Source organism: Carnobacterium sp. GW821-FHT04C06, assembly GCF_059420345.1.
In genome coordinates, this window is the sequence record NZ_JBWKTN010000001.1 from 21,374 (window position 1) to 39,664 (window position 18,291).

The 18,291-nt window shown below is 33.1% G+C and carries 22 protein-coding genes; 18 read left to right on the plus strand and 4 right to left on the minus strand.

The window, feature by feature from the left end; translation table 11 throughout:
- The first annotated feature begins 18 nt into the window (after positions 1–18).
- The 4 genes from AC07SW_RS00105 to AC07SW_RS00120 all read left to right on the plus strand — a co-directional run bounded on the left by AC07SW_RS00105 (position 19) and on the right by AC07SW_RS00120 (position 3,259).
- Positions 19–1,893 (plus strand): DUF2207 domain-containing protein, encoded by a 1,875-nt coding sequence (locus tag AC07SW_RS00105; protein WP_135023533.1) that lies wholly within the window; start codon positions 19–21, stop codon positions 1,891–1,893.
- Between the two features lie 183 nt (positions 1,894–2,076).
- Positions 2,077–2,415, plus strand: a complete 339-nt coding sequence (locus AC07SW_RS00110; protein ID WP_034569910.1) for a PadR family transcriptional regulator — start codon at positions 2,077–2,079, stop codon at positions 2,413–2,415.
- 43 nt (positions 2,416–2,458) lie between these two features.
- A complete protein-coding gene (locus AC07SW_RS00115; RefSeq protein WP_135023537.1) occupies positions 2,459–2,746 on the plus strand; it encodes a hypothetical protein in 288 nt (95 codons plus the stop codon).
- A 9-nt stretch (positions 2,747–2,755) separates the two neighbouring features.
- Positions 2,756–3,259, plus strand: coding sequence for a hypothetical protein (locus tag AC07SW_RS00120; RefSeq protein ID WP_135023538.1), 504 nt, complete (start codon positions 2,756–2,758; stop codon positions 3,257–3,259).
- Between the two features lie 173 nt (positions 3,260–3,432).
- Here the strand turns inward: AC07SW_RS00120 and AC07SW_RS00125 are convergent, their stop codons facing one another.
- Positions 3,433–4,119: a response regulator transcription factor gene (locus AC07SW_RS00125; protein ID WP_034569906.1), complete on the minus strand. Its 687-nt coding sequence runs from the start codon at positions 4,117–4,119 to the stop codon at positions 3,433–3,435.
- A 241-nt stretch (positions 4,120–4,360) separates the two neighbouring features.
- Between AC07SW_RS00125 and psiE the strand changes: the two genes are divergently transcribed.
- The 3 genes from psiE to AC07SW_RS00140 all read left to right on the plus strand — a co-directional run bounded on the left by psiE (position 4,361) and on the right by AC07SW_RS00140 (position 6,332).
- Positions 4,361–4,774, plus strand: a complete 414-nt coding sequence (gene psiE, locus AC07SW_RS00130; protein WP_034569903.1) for a phosphate-starvation-inducible protein PsiE — start codon at positions 4,361–4,363, stop codon at positions 4,772–4,774.
- Between the two features lie 113 nt (positions 4,775–4,887).
- Positions 4,888–5,460: a LemA family protein gene (locus tag AC07SW_RS00135; RefSeq protein ID WP_463684639.1), complete on the plus strand. Its 573-nt coding sequence runs from the start codon at positions 4,888–4,890 to the stop codon at positions 5,458–5,460.
- A 29-nt stretch (positions 5,461–5,489) separates the two neighbouring features.
- Positions 5,490–6,332 carry a TPM domain-containing protein gene (locus AC07SW_RS00140; RefSeq protein ID WP_494632047.1) on the plus strand — a complete coding sequence of 281 codons (843 nt, stop codon included), beginning with the start codon at positions 5,490–5,492 and terminating at the stop codon, positions 6,330–6,332.
- Positions 6,333–6,375: 43 nt separating this feature from the next.
- Here the strand turns inward: AC07SW_RS00140 and AC07SW_RS00145 are convergent, their stop codons facing one another.
- The 3 genes from AC07SW_RS00145 to AC07SW_RS00155 form a co-directional block, all read right to left on the minus strand.
- Complete coding sequence (locus AC07SW_RS00145) at positions 6,376–7,203, minus strand: pyruvate, water dikinase regulatory protein (protein ID WP_162919155.1); 828 nt, start codon at positions 7,201–7,203, stop codon at positions 6,376–6,378.
- A gap of 178 nt (positions 7,204–7,381) precedes the next feature.
- Positions 7,382–8,182: a pyruvate, water dikinase regulatory protein gene (locus AC07SW_RS00150; RefSeq protein ID WP_119908000.1), complete on the minus strand. Its 801-nt coding sequence runs from the start codon at positions 8,180–8,182 to the stop codon at positions 7,382–7,384.
- Positions 8,183–8,209: 27 nt separating this feature from the next.
- A complete protein-coding gene (locus AC07SW_RS00155) occupies positions 8,210–8,833 on the minus strand; it encodes a helix-turn-helix transcriptional regulator (protein ID WP_463684635.1) in 624 nt (207 codons plus the stop codon).
- Between the two features lie 218 nt (positions 8,834–9,051).
- On the opposite strand from AC07SW_RS00155, the gene AC07SW_RS00160 reads away from it, so the two are divergent.
- From AC07SW_RS00160 to AC07SW_RS00210, 11 genes are all read left to right on the plus strand, one after another.
- Entirely contained in the window at positions 9,052–9,477 is a 426-nt protein-coding gene (locus AC07SW_RS00160) for a Fur family transcriptional regulator (RefSeq protein ID WP_034569884.1), read from the plus strand.
- 251 nt (positions 9,478–9,728) lie between these two features.
- The gene (gene rpsU, locus AC07SW_RS00165) at positions 9,729–9,902 is read left to right on the plus strand and encodes a 30S ribosomal protein S21 (RefSeq protein ID WP_010053707.1); all 174 of its coding nucleotides are present in this window, start codon (positions 9,729–9,731) and stop codon (positions 9,900–9,902) included.
- A gap of 29 nt (positions 9,903–9,931) precedes the next feature.
- Positions 9,932–10,375, plus strand: coding sequence for a GatB/YqeY domain-containing protein (locus AC07SW_RS00170; protein ID WP_074402809.1), 444 nt, complete (start codon positions 9,932–9,934; stop codon positions 10,373–10,375).
- Positions 10,376–10,628: 253 nt separating this feature from the next.
- Positions 10,629–11,570, plus strand: coding sequence for a PhoH family protein (locus AC07SW_RS00175; RefSeq protein ID WP_463684656.1), 942 nt, complete (start codon positions 10,629–10,631; stop codon positions 11,568–11,570).
- An 11-nt stretch (positions 11,571–11,581) separates the two neighbouring features.
- A complete protein-coding gene (locus tag AC07SW_RS00180; protein WP_119908002.1) occupies positions 11,582–13,768 on the plus strand; it encodes an HD family phosphohydrolase in 2,187 nt (728 codons plus the stop codon).
- 1 nt (position 13,769) lies between these two features.
- Positions 13,770–14,246 carry an rRNA maturation RNase YbeY gene (ybeY, locus tag AC07SW_RS00185; RefSeq protein WP_034569873.1) on the plus strand — a complete coding sequence of 159 codons (477 nt, stop codon included), beginning with the start codon at positions 13,770–13,772 and terminating at the stop codon, positions 14,244–14,246.
- The gene (locus AC07SW_RS00190; protein ID WP_034569870.1) at positions 14,224–14,625 is read left to right on the plus strand and encodes a diacylglycerol kinase family protein; all 402 of its coding nucleotides are present in this window, start codon (positions 14,224–14,226) and stop codon (positions 14,623–14,625) included. The genes ybeY and AC07SW_RS00190 overlap by 23 nt, the downstream gene beginning before the upstream one ends.
- Before the next feature lie 13 nt (positions 14,626–14,638).
- A complete protein-coding gene (locus tag AC07SW_RS00195; protein ID WP_272947682.1) occupies positions 14,639–15,049 on the plus strand; it encodes a cytidine deaminase in 411 nt (136 codons plus the stop codon).
- Entirely contained in the window at positions 15,049–15,948 is a 900-nt protein-coding gene (era, locus tag AC07SW_RS00200; protein ID WP_034569866.1) for a GTPase Era, read from the plus strand. Before AC07SW_RS00195 ends, era begins: the two co-directional genes overlap by 1 nt.
- Before the next feature lie 69 nt (positions 15,949–16,017).
- Entirely contained in the window at positions 16,018–16,806 is a 789-nt protein-coding gene (gene recO / locus AC07SW_RS00205) for a DNA repair protein RecO (RefSeq protein WP_034569863.1), read from the plus strand.
- Between the two features lie 259 nt (positions 16,807–17,065).
- The gene (locus tag AC07SW_RS00210) at positions 17,066–18,259 is read left to right on the plus strand and encodes a cell wall protein (protein ID WP_463684633.1); all 1,194 of its coding nucleotides are present in this window, start codon (positions 17,066–17,068) and stop codon (positions 18,257–18,259) included.
- Positions 18,260–18,291 lie beyond the last annotated feature (32 nt).

Genomic DNA, 18,291 nt, shown 5'->3' on the forward strand with positions numbered 1-18,291 from the left:
AAAAATGGAGGGAAAAAAATGAAAAAATATATAGTTGGTTTAATTCTAATCATTGGAATAGGGCTAAGTTTTCCGAATAATGTAAATGCAGAACGTTCTTACTCAATTGATCAATACAATGTCGATATTCAGCTGCAAAAAGATGGTAGCGCAAACTATGAAGAGCAAATGTTGTATCAGTTTGATGGAACGTTTAATGGTGTATTTTACGATTTAAATTTAACTGGACGACGAAATGATTCATCCATTTCAGATATTGAAATTCGAACACAACCGTTTGGAGGAAAAGAAACAGCGCCATACACAGAGGATAATTCAGGGAAAAATAACACGTATCAACTAACAAAAAATAATGGAATAGCTAAGTTTAAAGTGTTCAATCAAGTAACAAATGAAAAGCAAGCCGTTATTTATCGTTATCATTTAAAAAATGTGGTGACAAACTATGAAGATATTGCAGAATTAAATCAAATTGTTATTGGTGAAGAGTGGCAAGATACGCTAAATGATGTCCATATAACAATTCATTTACCTAAGGGAACAAAAAGTGACGAGTTACGCGCATGGGCACACGGCTCCTTAAATGGTAGCATAAAATTAGCGAATGAGAATACGGTTCAATTAACAATCAAAAAAAATCCAGCGAATAGTCCAATTGAAGCAAGAGTCATTTTTCCGACTACTATTACTAGTGAAAATCAAAACAAAGTAAATACTAAGCAATTAAACAAGATTCTTAAATCAGAAAAAATAGCTGCAGAAAAAGCAACTAAAGAACGTAAAATGGTAATGGGCATAAGCTATGGCTTTGCAGTTTTATCCGTTATTATTTTAATTTTTGGTTCACTACATGTTCGAAAAGTAGCAGGCAAAAAAAAATTCTCAATTGGAGTTCCAGAGCATCTGTATGATATTCCAGCAGATATTACCCCAGCTGTAATGTACCACGCGACGACGAATCAGTTACCGAGAACAACGGACTTAACAGCAACCATTATGGATTTAGTTCGTAAAGGTCAACTTACAATCGAAGAAATTGAGATTGAAATACCAATTAAAAGAAAAAATAAAAAAATTGAAAAAACTTTTTTAATTGAGAAAGTGATTCCATCAAAACCCGCTCATTTACTTGAGCATGAAATTTATTTACAGACATGGTTGATTGAGAAAATTGGAGATGGCCAAAAAGTAACCTTAAAACAAATTGAGGATTACGGAAAAAAAGATGTGAAAAAAGCAGAAATATTTACAAAAAAATATTCAAATTGGCAACAAAAAGTAAAAAAAGCTTCAACGAACTTAGGCTACATCAAATCAAGTAGCCAAAAATCTTTCACACTTGCAATGATTTATGGGGGAACTTTAACCTTGATCGGAGTAAGTACGATCATGACTATGTTAATGTTAAATGGCTTTTATCCAATAGTTGCAGTTATTGTAGTTTTAGCAGCAACGATTGGTTTCCTTCAATGGGTCGGCTATTTTCCAGTTCGCAATTTGGAAGGTGAGACCGCACTTAAGCAGTGGGCGTCTTTTAAACAGATGTTACAAGACGTTAGCAATTTGAAAATGGCAGATGTTGGTTCGCTAATTTTATGGGATCATTTCCTAGTGTATGCCATTTCTCTTGGGGTTTCAAAAGAAGTCATTAAAGCTTTAGCAGTCCAATTTCCGCAAGCAGATTTGGGGACGATGAATGTAGGTCATTACTACCTGTACGGAGCAGCATGGAACATGGGGGCAAATGGTGCCTTTAATAGTGCTTTTGAAAGTAGTTTTACGAATGCAATGGGAAGTGCTATTTCAAATTCAAGTAATGCCGGTGGAACTGGTGGTGGATTTAGTGGTGGATCTTCAGGAGGTTTTGGAGGCGGAGGCGGAGGTGCCTTTTAGTCAATAACTAGTATAAAAGAAGAGGCTATTCCAAATTTTTAAACGAAGTCTCTGCTTTAACTTATTTTTATTATGTGTTATTTTAGATAATCTTTTTATCCACTAGTATGCTTTACAAACTAGTGGATTTATTTTATACGTAATTGACTAGTATGTAAAGCATACTAGAGAGGAGGGAGTGACTTGAAAGAAACTCAATTATTAAAGGGTGTATTGGAAGGCTGTGTGTTGTCAATTATTGCAGACCGTGAAGTTTATGGTTATGAACTTGTTCAAATTTTAAAAAGTTATGGATTTACTACTATTGTTGCAGGAACGGTTTATCCTCTTTTACAAAAACTTGAGAAGCAACAGTTCATAGAAAGTAAAATACTTCCTTCCCATGATGGTCCTGACCGTAAATATTTTTTCTTAACTAAAGAAGGTCAATTGTATCTGCAAGAATTTGACAACCAGTGGAATGGTTTGGTAAAGAAAGTCAATCATTTATTAACCTCAGAAAGGATGTATCCAGACGAATAATCAGAAAAATGATACCAATCAATGGATTGTAAAAAATAATTTATTGCGAGATAAATTAGAGGATGCCAATAAGGACTACTATGAAAAACTATTAACTTATATTCGAACCGTTGAATTTTTTTATGATGAAGATGAAATCGAGAGCTTGTTATATGCTATTTTAAGCGATATAGTATTGGCACAAGAACATGGTGAAGCAGCAGCCGACTATTTAGGAAGAGATCCTAAAGAAATGGCAGATTCTTTAATTTCAAAACTAGAAAAACCTAAATTTCAAACAAAATTGAAATTATCAGGATATATAGTTGGAATTAGTTTATTTTTTAGCTGACTTGGAGAATTGGCAGCCCCTGAATTCAATTTTAATCCGATTCTTCTTTTATTAAAGGGTATTTTAAGTTTTATTATAGTTTATTTAGCTTTTTTCTATGTACATAAAAATGTGTATTCACATAGAACTCCCACTAAAATAAAGCGTTTATTGGGATATTTTTACTTATGGTTAATTAGTTCTTGTGTCATGGGTACTTTTATTTTGATTGATTTATTCACACCTAAAAATTTAGATTTTACGATCCCTAATCCTTTTGATTTGATTTTTATCGGAATCCTAATGATTGCTGTATTAGGCTATGTTTTTTTGAAAAATCCAGATAAATTGTATGCTTTTTTGCCAATTACATTTATTATAGGTATGGTTGGTATATACTCAAAATTAGCATTTGGAAAATCTTTGTTTAATAGTACGAAGGGCAGATGTTTATTTGTAGTAGCCATGATAGTTGGTTACCTTGTTTTTAGCGTTTTAAACCGTATTATTTTTAAAACTCAATCAGATAAATAAATAAAAAAAGAGCTAATCAATAATGTAAATTTTACACTATTAATTAAGCTCAAATAAGGTGTTCAATTATATCAAAACTTATTAAAGAACGAAGAAATTATGCTTCCATAGTTTATGAATTGCTAATAAATTTTTAGAGTAGCGACTCTTTTGTACACTATCTGATTTAGTCATTACTCTTCATTCATTTTAAACCCTATTCCCCAAACAGTATCAATATAAGTCATTTCCGAGTTTGCTTTTAATAACTTCGCACGTAAATGGCTAATATGTACATTAATTGTTCCTTCTGTACCAACAAAAGAATGGACTTTCCAAACATAACAAAAAATTTCTTTTTTAGTAAATACCTTTTTAGGATTGGACATTAAAAACGATAAAATATCAAATTCAGAATTAGTTAAATGAATTTCTTTATCTTGAATATACAAGCTACGATTTTCAGGGTAAATTATCAAATCTTTATGTTGAATCATCGTTTCTTTTTTTTCAAAAATAATGGGCTGTGTTCTTCTCAAAGCAACTTCTATTCGTGCTAATGAAAGTTCGATATCGAAAGGATCTGCAATAAAATCATCAGCCCCATCCTTTAAAATTCTAATTTTAGATTGTTTGTCCCAAGAATCCGAAATCACAATGACGGGTATTTGATCGATGCTATGAATTAAATGAATGCTTTCTTTTACTTGTGCTGAGGAAGATAGGTTCATTAAAACTAAATCAAATTCAATTTGTTCAATAAATAATTTCAGTTGATCACAGCTAGACGTATTTTTTACTAAATATCCTGCGCTTTTTAATTGATCAAGTAACCGATTATTTGTATTCAGTGATTCTTCAACGATTAAAATCTTTTTCATGTAAACCTCCTATGTGAATCTAAGTATCTTCTTATAGTATACTTTATTTAGAAGTATTTTTATGGAGATACTACCTTTTTTTTATTCTTTTTTTTCCGTTAATTGAATAGAAATTAAAAAAGTATTATTATCACTTGAATTAAAGAAATAAATTTTTCTTTTTTTTTTTTCCTAAAACGGTTATTATGTAATAGAAGCAGAAAATTAGCTGATCAATTTAAATAGGAAAGAGATGATAATCATGGAACATGAACAAAATAAGCTAACACTTAAAATTGCAAAAGGCTTGAGATTTATCTTGAACATCTCATTGTCCATCTTAGGCTTAGTCCTTGCTTACTGCATTGCAAAGGAAGTAGTGTATATCTTTTTGATGATCGCAAAATCTGGATTTAATGATTATTATGTTTTAATCCAAGAAGTCCTCGTCTTTTTCTTGTATTTCGAGTTTATTTCATTAGTGGTAAAGTATTTTGAATCAAATTACCATTTTCCGTTAGATTACTTTATTTATATTGGAATCACAGCGATTGTCCGTATTATTATTACAGATCATGGTAGCCCGTGGGATACATTGATTTTAGCTTGTGCGATTGTGGTATTGCTAATTGCGTTAGTGATTGTTAATCGTCATAGTTTAGATGATAAAAGCTAACTGTATAAAAATAGGACTTTGGATGGATTTATTTCACATGGAAGTAGTGTAAAATCAACAATAGTAACAGTAATTACAAAAGATAACACTTAAAATAGAAAGAAGGAATTGGAATGAAAAATTGGATGAAAATAGCTATTGGAATTGTTGTGGCGATTGTAATATTAGTAGTGCCATTTGCTAGTTCTTATAATGGTTTAGTTAGTGCAGAAAGTGAAGTAGATGCACAGTGGGCAAAAGTTGAGTCAAAATTACAACGTCGTTATGACTTGATTCCTAATCTTGTAAACTCTGTTAAAGGAAGCATGACCCAAGAAAAAGAAGTTTTTGGAAAGATTGCAGATGCTCGTTCAAAATTAAGCAATGCATCAACCACGGATGATAAAGTTCAAGCAAATAATGAATTAGATTCAGCAGTGTCTCGCTTGTTAGTAGTCGTTGAAAATTATCCAGATCTTAAATCAGATAAAAATGTTCAAGCCTTGATGGACGAGTTAGCAGGAACTGAAAACCGTATTTCAACTGAACGCGACCGTTACAACGATGCTGTTAAAACTTATAATAATAAAGTTAAAAGATTCCCTGGATCAATTGTTGCTAAAATGAGTGGATTTGATTCTAAAACTTACTTTAAAGCAGTTGAAGGAGCTCAAAATGCTCCAAGTGTCAATTTTGATACGAAATAATCGTTCAAAGAGAAAGGAGCTGTTTAATCTTGAAGAATGGGTCTAAAAAAATAAGTCTCTATTTTCTAGTAATGGCAATGGCCTCTTTTTGTTTGATACTGTTTCCCAGAATAAGTCAGGCAGCAGTCACTTATCCAGAAGCATCCAAAGCATTTTATGTGTATGATGAAGCCTCTATTTTATCACAAACAACCAATAAATTTATTGTTGATGTGAATAAACATTATGAAGAAACTAAAGAAAAACCTCAAATTGTTGTAGCAACAGTTAATAATTTACAAGGTTTGACGATAGAAGAGTATGCCTCTCATTTATTTGAGAAATGGAAAATTGGAAACAAGACAGATGATAATGGAGTATTAATCTTATTTTCCAAAGAAGACCGAAAAATTCGGTTTGAAGTGGGTTATGGGTTAGAAGGCGCTCTAACAGATAGTGGAACTGGGCAAATTTTAGATCGTAATATCGATTTATTAAAAAAGGATCAATTTGATGAGGCATTAAAACAAATTTTTACTGAAACAGCACTAAAAGTCAATAAAGAAAACGGCTATAAAGATGATACGATTTTTTCGGGCTATGCTGTAGACCCTTCTGATTATAAACAAGAGGATAGTAAAGATTCTCCAGTTTCTATTTTTACAATTCTGTTCATTATTATTCTAGCTATTTTTTTCTTTGGTGGCGGTGGAAATAGTGGCGGCCCTGGTGGAAGAAGAAGGGGAAGCAATGTAAGTACAGCACTACTTTATGGATTGTCTAGTGGCATTTTCAGAGGTGGCGGCGGATCATCTGGTGGTGGTTTTGGCGGCGGCGGTTCTTTCGGAGGCGGAGGAAGCTCTGGCGGAGGTGGCTCTAGTCGAGGATTCTAAAAATGCTAAAAAGCGAGCTAAACATTTGTTTAGCTCGCTTTTTTTAATTGTCGTAACTCATGTCATTTAGTTGTAACGTATTTAAAATAATCGCTGCTGTTTCTTCAATTGAACGGTTTGAAACATTAATAACAAGACAATCCAATTTATTATATAAATCTTGCGCAAATGCTAGTTCATCATCAATACGCTTCATATCGGAATACGCAGTATCTGGATTTAATCCATAGGCAATCATTCTTTCACGACGAATCGAATTTAAAATTTTTGGATCGTTTGTTAACCCAACGATTTTTTTAGGATTTACTTTCCATAATTGATCAGGAATGTGTGCTTCAGGAACAAGTGGCAAATTAGCTACCTTTAAATTTTTATTGGCTAAAAACATACTTAGAGGGGTCTTTGAAGTTCTAGAAACACCTAGTAAAACAATGTCAGCTTCAAGGAAGCCTTTAGGATCCTTCCCGTCATCATACTTTACAGCGAATTCAATTGCACTGATTCGATGGAAGTAATTATCGTTTAGTTGATGGAGAGCACCAGCTTCTTTTGTAGGAATAGCGCCAGTTCGTTTTTCAATTTCTTCAATAACAGGGTTTAATAAATCAAAACAGTATAAGTTATTTTCTTTACAAAATTGATTTGCAGCAGAACTCAATCCGTTTGTGATTAGCGTATGAAGTATCATGGCGTTTTCTTCTTTAGCTTTTTCTAAAATTGAAATAAGTGTGTCTTCTCCTCGAACAAATGGATAGCGGGAAACATCCACTTCTAAATCGGGAAATTGTGCTAAGGCTGCTTGAATCAGTTTATTTGCTGTTTCTCCAACAGAATCAGAAATAATGTATACATATTGCTCTTTTTTACTCATAATGAACTCCTTTGTTAAAAAGTAATGTGATACTTTATTATACCTTATTTAAACAAACTTTAAAATAAAAGAAAAGACCTATCCTGAGGTGGAATAGGTCAATTAAAGTGACATAAAATTGAGGTTTTTTATGTCTATGAGGTATATATATTGTACTCCAAGTGGAGGGACAAACAAATTAAGTTAAGGCACAAATCAATGCGGCGGTTTCTTCAATCGCACGATGTTCGACATCAATGACTTGAATGCCTAATTTTTGATAAAGTTCATTTGCAAAAGCGAGTTCTTCTTCAATTCGTGTTTCGCTTGAATAACTTGCATCTTCATTTAAACCAAGCGTACGCAATCTTGATTTTCGTATTTTCATCAAAGAATGGGCGCTACTGGTTAAACCAATAATTTTTGTAGGATCTATTTCAAATAATTCTTTTGGCAATGTAGCTTCTGGAATAATTGGAAGATTTGCTACTTTAAAATTATTGTTTGCTAGATACATACTTAAAGGAGTTTTTGAGGTTCGTGAAACGCCTAGCAAGACAAAATCTGCTAATAAGAAGCTTCGCGGATCTTTGCCATCATCATACTTTACTGCAAATTCAATCGCTGACACTCGACTAAAATAATGCTCGTCTAATTTATGAAGCGCACCAGGTTCTTCCAAAGGAGAAATCCCTGTTTTAGCATGTAAGACGCTAGTTAGTGGACTCATCACATCAACATAAGATAATCCTGTTTCTTTGCAAAAATTCATTACAAGACTTACAAATTTTTTTGAGACTAACGTGTGGACAATCACACCATTTTCTTTCAATACTTCATTCAAAATATCAAGTAGCATGCGCTCATCTTCAATGAAAGGGTAGCGTCGAATGTCTGTTAATTTAAGTTCTGGAAACTGAACCAATACGGCAGAAACAACTTTTTGAGCAGTTTCACCAATGGAATCAGATAAAATGTAAATAATTGGTTTTTTATTCATAATAGCGAACTCCTTCGAGGATACGTCTTATTTCTTCAAGTGCATGGCTTCGTCAATAAAATGCTTTAAGACAACAGTTTTAGAAACTTTTCCGATTACTAAAGCGGGGTTATCTTTACTTATAACTGGCAGAGAATCGATTTGATGTTGAATAATTTTATACCCAGCGTCTAAAATCCGTTCGTCTTCTTGAAGGGTCACGACATTTGGCATTCTTGTCATAATCATCGCAACTGGAACTTTATTTATTGAGGTGTTGGAAATCGTACTACGCAATAAGTCTTTTCTTGAAATAATTCCAAGTAATACTTGATTTTCTGTTACGTAAAGGGTTCCAACATCATGCATAAACAACATAGTCACGGCGTCATTAATAGTTGCCTCTTTTTTTATCACAACAGGTGGAATCATAATTTCGGAAATGCTTTTTTCATATAAATCCTCAAATAGCAGAGGTTCAAAATTTTGACCTGCAAAGAAATAACCGACTTTAGGTCTAGCATCAAGGATTCCTGTCATGGTTAAAATGGTTAAATCTGTTCGCAAAGTAGGTTTTGATAAATAGAGATGTTTTGCAATATTATCGGCACTAATGGGCTCATTTTCTTTCACGATTTGAATAATCCTTTTTTGACGTTCTGTTAGCTCCATTGTGCACCTCAGTTCTTATGTGTTGATCATGTATCTTAATTATATAGTAGGTCACAAATAAAATCAATAAGACGTCTTAATGAATCGAATAAACAAATAAATAACGTTATTGAAAATTCCGAAAACTGTTCTCTGCTTCTTTTAAGTAAGCAAATTTGCTAATTGAAGATAAAATAGGGTATAATAACTAAGAGAAATGTAGATGGGAGGCAGAAAAAATGCATGAAACTGCTGTTAAAAGAGCAATTGATATTTTAAAAGATAATGGCTATAAGTATACGGATAAACGCGAAGGTATGTTATTGCTTTTTGCGAATGAAAATCGTTATTTGACTGCTAAAGATGTACAAAGTGGATTGAAAGAAAGTTTTCCAAATTTAAGTTATGATACTATTTATCGAAATTTATATACATTTGTTGAAGTAAATGTTTTAGAAGAAACCGAATTAAATGGTGAAAAAATGTTTCGTTTTGCTTGTGTTCATGAAGGCCACCATCATCATTTTATTTGTACAATTTGTGGCAATACAAAAGAAATTCATATGTGTCCAATGAATTTCTTTGAAGAACAACTAACTGGTTGTGAGATTGAAAGCCACCGATTTGAAATTTTTGGTAAGTGTGAAAAATGCTCTCTATTATAAAAAAACTTGCTATGACAGCTCTAAGAAGTGACTTAGTGGGATTTTTTAGTAGAATCGCCTTGTTTTATTATTTTTTCATTACGAAAATCTAAAAATAATTTCACTTTTTTTAAAAGAATTTCCAATGTCTTATTGACGTAATTTTATTCATTCGATATAATGAAGAAGGACAGTTATTATTTATGTAGTAGATTGTTAGTTGCATAATAAAAAACGGTTACTTTTATAAGCTCGGAGGGAGGGAATTTAATATGTCAAAAACAGTCGTTCGTAAAAACGAATCTCTTGATGATGCTCTTCGTCGCTTCAAACGTACCGTATCTAAAACAGGTACTTTGCAAGAAGCTCGCAAACGCGAATTCTATGAAAAACCAAGTGTGAAGCGTAAGAAAAAATCTGAAGCTGCTAGAAAACGTAAATTCTAATCAGTTGCTTTTTAATGAGGGTGGATAATATGTCTCTTCTAACTACGTTAAATGAAGACATGAAAACAGCGATGAAAGCCAAAGATAAAGAAACTTTGACGGTTATTCGTATGTTGAAAGCTTCATTACAAAACGAACAAATTAAAACAGGCAAAGAGTTAAGCGAAGATGAAGAATTAACGATTCTTGCTCGTGAGATGAAACAACGTCGTGATTCTTTAGCAGAGTTTAAGAATGCTGATCGAGAAGATTTAGTTGAAAAAACAGAAGCTGAGATTGTGATTGTTGAAAAATATTTGCCTAAACAACTTTCTGAAACTGAGATTAAAGCAATAGTCACTGAAGCAATTGCAACAGTTGAAGCCTCTTCTATGAAGGACTTTGGCAAAGTAATGGGGGCAGTAATGCCTAAAACTAAGGGAATTGCGGATGGGAATGTTGTTAATCGTATTGTGAAAGAATCGTTAAGTTAAGATTTGAAGAACATTATTGGAGTGTAAATTCTAATAGTGTTCTTTTTTATTTCTAATTCTTAATCTTAGTGTGTCTGGAGTACATAAAAAAGAATGTAATGGCTTTTATTGTAGTAATAGAATACTTCTTTTTGTTGAAAAAATATGCTATCATTTCATTAAAGCCTATTCTAAAAACTAAAGGAGTGTCAGTCGTTTGACCAAACTAAAGGATGTAACGCGAGAACTACAATTAAAAAATGAAGATTTAGCCATCGCCTTATTTGGCAATCATGATAAAAATTTGTTATTATTAGAAGAATCAATGGAAGTCACAATCAATAGTCGTGGCGAAAAAATTGAGTTAATAGGAGAAGAAAGCCAAGTTCAATTAGTTGAAGAAATTTTGATTAAGCTACAAGAACTTATTAAAAGAGGCATTCGAATAGGACAAGCAGATGTTCTAAGCGCTGTAAAAATGGCTGAAAAAGGTAGTTTAGACTATTTTGTTAGTCTATATGAAGAAGAGATTGGAAAAGACTTCACTGGGAAACCAATTCGTGCTAAAAATAGTGGTCAACGTGAGTATGTTCAATCAGTAAAAAAGAACGATATCGTTTTTGGAATTGGACCTGCAGGAACAGGGAAAACTTATTTGGCAGTTGTAATGGCTATTTCAGCGTTAAAAAATGGTGACGTTAAGAAGATTATTTTAACTCGTCCTGCTGTTGAAGCTGGGGAAAGTCTTGGTTTCTTGCCAGGTGATTTAAAAGAAAAGGTAGATCCTTATTTACGACCTATCTATGATGCGTTAAATAGCGTCTTTGGTACAGAACACACCACTCGTTTAATGGAACGAGGAGTGATTGAAATTGCGCCTCTAGCTTATATGCGCGGGCGTACATTGGAAGATGCATTTATCATTCTTGATGAGGCACAAAATGCTACAGCTGCTCAAATGAAAATGTTTCTAACCAGACTAGGTTTTGGTTCGAAAATGATTGTAAATGGAGATAAGACTCAAATCGATTTGCCAAGAGGGGCAAATAGTGGGTTAATTCATGCGGAAAAAACACTACAAGGAATCAAAAGCATTCGTTTTGTTCGGTTTGATTCAAGTGATGTGGTTCGTCATCCTGTTGTCGCAAGTATTATTGAGGCCTATGATAAAGAATCAAAAGATGAACTAAAAAATAGCAGAAACACAAAAGAATAGGATGTGTAAGAATGAAGCGAATAATAGTTAGCATACAAAAGAAAATGGGGAAATTTTACATTCCATTTGTACTTGCACTATTTTCCCTCATTCTTTTTTTCATTATTTTTGATAGCGTTAAACCAAAATCATTGGACTTGAGATTGTATCAAGTAGCTGACGAAACAATCCGTTCCAATGCTACTATTGAGGATAAAGAAAAAACGAAAGAGAATCAAAAAGCAGCGTCGGAGAGTGTTCAACCGGTTTATCAATTAAATAGTAATCTCGTGAATACTCAATTATCTAAAATCGAAATTTTATTTGCTACAATTGATGATATCCGTACACAATTTCAAGATAAAACTAAAAAAATAGAAGAAACAACTGAGAGTAAAGAAAGTTCGATTGATACATTAAATAAAGAAAAAACAGCAGCTTTTCGAGAAAGAATGAAAGCAGCCACAGATCAAGCTAATGATTTTTCAAACGATTTGCCAGATTGGGCAATAGTCCAATTGTTAAATATGGATAGTTCAACTTTAAAATCCGTTAAAGAAAATACATGGAAAATTGTTAAAGAAAAGATGTCTAAAGCCATCAGAGATACAGATTTAACTGAGGTAAAACAAGAAGCAAAAGATAAATTAGAGTATAGCAATCTAACAGGGAATAACTTAAGAACTGCCAATTTAATTTTAGAAAATAGTATTGTTGCAAACGATATTTTAAATGAAAAAGCAACTGAAGAACAAAGGCAAATGGCAGTAGAACGCGTTCAACCAGCCATGATTTTACAAGGGCAAGTATTGGTTCAAGAGGGACATATCATTGATAGCAATGCGATGAATCAAATTGAATTATTAGGACTATTAGATAAAACGGCATCATACAGACCCATCTACGCATTGATTTTAGTATTAATTACACAAATGCTCATTCTATATTATATGGAAATGAATAGAAAAAATCGTTTGATTGAACGAGGGCAACATATTACTCTATACACTTTTGTTATGGTATTTGGTGTAATATTAATGAAAGGATTGCAATTAATTCAATCATCAGGGGCTAATTTTTTAGCAATGTTATATCCAGCGGCATTAATTCCTCTACTAGTTACGGTTTTTGTTTCTAGAAGATTTGGGAATATTGCAAATGGTTTTTTAGCAGCCTTTTCTATTTTTATATTTATTGGAGAAGCTGGAACGAGTTTTAGTCTGGTAGTAACGTTATTCTATCTGTTGAGTGGAATGATGGGAACGATGTTAAGCAGAGCTAGAATCAATCGGCAGTTATGGCCAACCTTTATTTGGATAACTATTTTTAATAGCTTATTCGTAATTGCTTTTGTTCTTTATTTAAATATGCAACCTTTTTCAAGCGATGGGTTGCTCATTTTACTTTATGGAATTTTAAGTGGGTTAGCTTCTTATATCTTAGCAATTGTTTTAAACCCTTATATCGAAGTGCTTTTTGAAGATAATGCTGTTTTAACATTGACAGAATTAGCTAATCCAAACCAACCATTGTTGAAAGAACTTTTAACAAAAGCAGCGGGGACCTATCATCATAGTTTGATGGTTGCTAATTTAAGTGCGAATGCAGTTGAAGCAATTGGAGGAGACTCAATGTTTGCAAGAGTTGCTTGTTATTATCACGACGTTGGAAAAATCAAGCATCCGTTCTTTTTTGTTGAAAATTTACCACAAGGTATGGAAAATCCTCATAATATGTTAAAACCTGAAGAGAGCAAAGAAATTATCTTTAATCATGTAACAGAAGGTGTTAAAATGTTAGAGGAAGCGAAGTTACCAAAAGGAATCATTGATATTTGTGCGCAACATCATGGAACAACTTTAATGAAGTTTTTCTATGTTAAAGCTAAAGAAGCAGATCCTAATGTGCTAGAAAGTGATTTTCGTTATCCAGGTCCAAAACCTCAAACAAAAGAAGCAGCTGTTATTAATATTGCAGATAGCTGTGAGGCAGCAGTGCGAGCGATGTCTCAACCTACGACTGAAAAAATCGCGACATTTGTTCACGATTTAGTAAATGGACGTATTATAGATGGACAGTTTGATGAATGTAATATTACCTTAAAGGAATTGCATCAAGTTGAATTGTCAATTTGTGAAGGCTTGAATGGTACATTCCATTCAAGAATTGAGTATCCAACGCTAACGAAAAACAATGCTACAAATGAAGGGAAGTCCTAATATGGAACTTGATTTATATGATGAAACAGCGAAAGTAACTGACGAACAACAAAAACTAGTAGAATCGTTATTAGAGTTTGCAGGAAGTCACTTGAATTTACCAGAAGATACAGAAATGTCGGTTACTTTTACAGACAACGAAGGAATTCAAGTAATTAATCGTGACTATCGTGGTAAAGATCAGCCAACGGATGTAATTAGTTTTGCTCTAGAAGATGAAGTTGAAGGAGAAGAGGCAATCAATTTCGATTTACTTGATGAGAAAATGCCTCGCAACATAGGTGATATTATTATCTCCATTGATAAAACCGCAGAACAAGCAGCTGATTACGGTCATTCTTTTGATCGAGAATTAGGATTTCTAGCACTTCATGGTTTCCTTCATTTAAATGGTTACGATCATATGGAGCTTGCTGATGAAAAAGAGATGTTTGATTTGCAGAAAGTGATATTAGATGCGTATGGATTGGGAAGATAATAAAAATTGCGGAAAAAACAAACATTTTTTAGATTCCTTTAGGCATGCCTTTGAAGGAGTAATCACAGTTTTTAAAGAAGAACGAAATATGCGTACTCATGTATTATTAGGCATATTTGTTTTGATTTGTTGTTGGTTTTTCAAGGTTAGCTGGTCTGAATGGCTATGGATGATTTTAAGTATTTTTCTTGTAATCGTCATGGAAGTGTGGAATACTGTCATAGAAAATGTCGTTGATTTAATAACAAATCATGACTATTACCCATTAGCTAAAAAAGCAAAAGATATGGCAGCAGCGGCTGTATTAATGACGGCTGGATTTGCAGTGATAGTGGCAATAGTTATTTTTTTACCAAAAGTAATTAAATTATTTTTTTAAAGGAGAATCCCTGTTGAAAAAACATGTAGAAGATAGTCAAAAATGGATTGATGCAGCTAATGGTATGTTAGAAAAAGCCTATGTTCCTTATTCTAAATTTCCAGTTGGAGCAGCTTTGGTTACTAAAGAAGGTCTTGTTTATACAGGATGTAATATTGAAAATGCTTCATATGGGTTAACTAATTGTGCCGAACGTACAGCCTTTTTTAAAGCTGTTTCAGAAGGTTATAAGGAATTTAGTTACCTTGTCATTACAGGAGATACAGAAGGTCCAATTGCGCCTTGTGGGGCATGTAGACAAGTTATGGCAGAGTTCTGTGATAAAGAGATGCCTGTATTATTAACAAATAAAAAAGGAGATCAGTTTGAGACAACGATTGAACGTCTTTTACCTGGGGCCTTTACACCGGAGGATTTAACATAATGAGTGAGTACAAATCAGGCTTTGTTGCCATTGTTGGCAGACCAAATGTAGGGAAATCAACCCTATTAAATCGTGTTGTAGGTCAAAAAATCGCGATTATGAGCGATAAAGCACAAACAACTAGAAATAAAATCCAAGGAATCCATACAACTGATGATTCTCAAATCATTTTTATCGATACACCTGGAATTCACAAACCTAAACATCGTCTAGGTGATTTCATGGTAGATTCAGCTTTAAGCAGTCTTAGAGGTGTTGATGTCATTTTATTAATGGTGAATGCTGAAGAGAAACGTGGACCTGGTGATAATTTTATCATTGATAAATTAAAAGAAAATAAAACCCCAATTTTTTTGATTATTAATAAAATTGACAAAATTCATCCAGAAAAATTATTAGAAATTATGAACGATTATCAAAGCCAATTAGAGTTTGCAGAAATTATTCCAATTTCTGCAACTGAAGGAAATAATGTGGAGACGTTATTAACTGAAATTACGAAACGTTTACCTGAAGGTCCACAATATTATCCAGAAGATCAAGTAACGGACCATCCAGAGTATTTTATTGTTTCAGAATTAATTCGTGAGAAAGTCTTGGAATTAACGCGTGAAGAAATTCCGCATTCTGTTGCGGTAGTAGTAGAAAGTATGAAACGCAATGAAAATGATAAAGTTCAAGTTCAAGCTACTATTATCGTTGAGCGTTCTTCGCAAAAAGGTATTATCATTGGTAAAGGTGGAAAAATGCTAAAAGATATTGGCATCAAGGCTAGAAAAGATATCGAAATTATGCTAGGCGATAAAATTTATCTAGAACTTTGGGTCAAAGTACAAAAAGATTGGCGCGACAAACAAAATTATTTAACTGACTATGGTTATAAAAAAGACGATTATTGATAGAAACTGGACCTTAAAAGAATTTTCTTTTAAGGTCTGCTTTTGTATTTATTGTAAGGGAGGGTAATTATGGGACCGCTTGAAGAGATTGAAGGGATAGTCTTATCTGTTCGCAATCATCGTGAAAATGATCAACTAGTTAAAATCTTTACCAATCGGTTTGGCAAACGAATGTTTTTTGTGAAAGGTACAAGAAAAGCAAATAGTAAAATAAAATCAGCCGTTTTGCCTTTTACGAAAGCATCTTACATTGCAGATATTCGTGATTCAGGGTTGTGTTTTTTACGAGATGCAAAAGAAGTGACACATTTCAATGCGATGCAGACAGATATCTTTTTAAACGCCTATGCGACTTATGTTTTAAATTTAGCGGATGCAGCCTTAGAGGATGGTGTCGTAGACCCTGTTTTATTTAATAAAGTAGAAATGACGTTAACGGATATTGATGAAGGCTATGATCCAGAAATTATGGTGAATATTTTTGAAGTCCAATTATTGCCTTACTTTGGTGTGGCCCCTGAATTACGAGGTTGTAAGGTTTGTGGTGAAATGGACGGAAATTTTGATTACTCTGATAGTTATGGCGGATTGTTATGTCAAAAGCATTGGAGTTTAGATGAACATCGCTACCACGCAAGCCCAAGAGCCATTTATTTTTTACAAATTTTTTCAAGGATTTCATTGGACAAATTAGGAACAATTACCGTAAAAGAAGAGACAAAAAAAGAGTTGCGACATTTAATTGACATGATTTATGATGAATCAGTAGGTATTAAATTGAAAAGTAAGTCCTTTATTGATCAAATGTATACTTGGGGCGATATGCTCTTAAAGAAAGATAAAAATTCACTAAATTAAAAAACGTCAATCATTCATTAGAAAAACGGTTGACGTTTTTTTGTTTGTGATTGAATACTTTAAAATCTTTTCCTAGTATGAACATTAAGTATAATTAATAAAGCGGTCACAAAAGCGTCATAAAGTGAAATTAATTAAATTCTAGGTGTTTTTCAATATAGTAAAAAAACGACTGATTTGTTAAAATTTAAATAGTGCAAAATAAATTTAATTGCGAATTTTTTGTACATATTTATTTTTTAGGGGGAGAACAAGAATTATGACAAATTTTAAAAAGCGTTTAATCAAAGGAGTAGTAGCAAGTTCTTTTATTTTAGGGGTAGGATTTAGTTCAACAAGTGGCTTATTAAGCAACAATGAAGTTCAAGCGGCACCGAAAAATGTTCATACTATTACAAAACCAAACGGTGTGCAACGCATTGATCCAGGCTATACGCAAGTAGTTCATATAGGAAATGGACTTTCGCTAAGCGTTACAATGACAGATGAAGTAAATTTCACATGGGAATTATTTTCAGATGAAGAACCAGAAGCAGTTTTGGCTACAGGAGTAGCTCAATTAAATGATGAGTTTGAAATCACGTATCAAGATCCAGTGACGGGTGAAGAGGTAACAATTGTTGAAACACTTGTTGAAAACAAACCGGAAGAACCACAAGAATCTGGTCAAAACATTGCAGACTTCTCATTTATGTACAATGGAAAAGCAGTTTCAGAAAATAATTTTGCTACTTCTTATGTAGGCGAGGTTTTTGATCCCTTAAAAGGAATTACTTTTGTAGATGCATCAGGTAAAGCATTTGATGGAACAATTACTGCAGATGTTTCACAAGTAGATACAACAAAAATTGGTGTTTATCCAGTTAAATACACCATCACTGAAAATATAACGTCAGACGAACAAAGAGCAACGATTGAACCACAAGTAATGGAATTTCAATCAGCTGTTGCAATCATCAATGCTTCGATGGTAGAAAAAATTGTGGAAGAAACAACATTAACGATTAATAAAACAACAAATACAGAAGCAAATAAAGCAACCCACACATCAAAAGATGGGTTGTTAAAATTTGATGTGTGGTATATTTCAGGAACAAATTATGGACTAAGAGTAACTAATTTAGAGACTGGTGAAGTGGTACAAGATGAAACAATTTCTTCTACCATTTATAAAGGTCTTAGATTTACTGTTGAAATGCCTTTGCTAAATGCTAAAAACGTTTATATGGTTAATTTCAACTTTACAGAAGGTGGAACAGGTTCAGATGTATTGAGTCAAACAGTTTCAACTGATGCTCCAACAGGCAATCCAGCGCCTGCTAAATCAGCACCAGCAGCAAAACCAACTAAATTAGCACAAACAAATGCAGGTCTAGGTTTTATGCCAGCATTCAGTAGCTTTAGTTTATTAGGTGGTTCAATTGCAGCATTTCTTAGAAGTCGTAAAAAATAAGCACTGTAAATTGAATAAAAATGAGTGTCAGT